This window comes from Arthrobacter sp. P4_H3, from assembly GCF_056400885.1.
The window spans coordinates 1-915 of record NZ_JBFUKK010000049.1 but is presented as its reverse complement, the minus strand read 5'-3'; the positions used below and the strand labels follow the sequence as shown (position 1 = coordinate 915).

Sequence of the window (915 nt, the reverse complement as noted above, 5' to 3'; positions counted from 1 at the left end):
GGAGTGCGCTGCGATCAGGGAGCTGGCTTCCTGGCGGGTGGTGCCTGAGCTTTCGATGTGGGCGAGTTCTGCGGGGATTTCCCAGCCCTTTTTGCGCATTGCGGTGGCCCAGAGGCGTCCGGCGCGGTAGGAGGACCGGACGAGCGGGCCGGACATGACGCCGAGGAAGCCGATTTCCTCGGCCTCGGTGGCGAGGTCGACGAATTCCTGGGGCTTGACCCAGCGGTCCACCGGGAGGTGGCGTTCGGAGGGGCGCAGGTACTGGGTGATGGTGATCAGGTCGCAGCCGGCGTTGTGCAGGTCCTGGAGGGCTTCGGAGATTTCCYCGCGGGTTTCGCCCATGCCCAGGATCAGGTTGGACTTGGTGACCATGCCCAGGTTCCGGCCCTGGGTGATGACGTCCAGGGAGCGGTCGTAGCGGAACGCCGGGCGGATGCGCTTGAAGATCCGGGGCACGGTTTCGACGTTGTGGGCGAAGACCTCGGGCTTGGAGTCGCAGATCGCGGCGATGTGCTCGGGTTTGCCGGAGAAGTCCGGGATCAGCAGTTCCACGCCGGTGCCGGGGTTCAGTTCGTGGATCTTGCGGACCGTTTCGGCGTAGAGCCAGACGCCCTCATCAGCSAGGTCGTCGCGGGCCACACCGGTGACGGTGGCGTAGCGCAGCTGCATGGCCTGGACCGAACGGGCCACCTTCGTGGGCTCGAACATGTCCACCGGGGAGGGCTTGCCGGTGTCGATCTGGCAGAAATCGCAGCGCCGGGTGCACTCGGAGCCGCCGATCAGGAAGGTCGCTTCCTTGTCTTCCCAGCACTCGAAGATGTTGGGACAGCCGGCCTCCTCACACACCGTGTGGAGGCCCTCCTTCTTGACCAGGTTCTTGAGCTGGACGAACTCCGGGCCCATCTGAACCTTGGC

The 915-nt window shown here is 65.6% G+C and carries 1 protein-coding gene; it reads right to left on the bottom strand.

What is annotated here, in order from left to right:
* On the bottom strand, positions 1–915 hold a 915-nt coding region (lipA, locus tag AC1DRE_RS25080), incomplete at both ends, for a lipoyl synthase (RefSeq protein ID WP_476987167.1).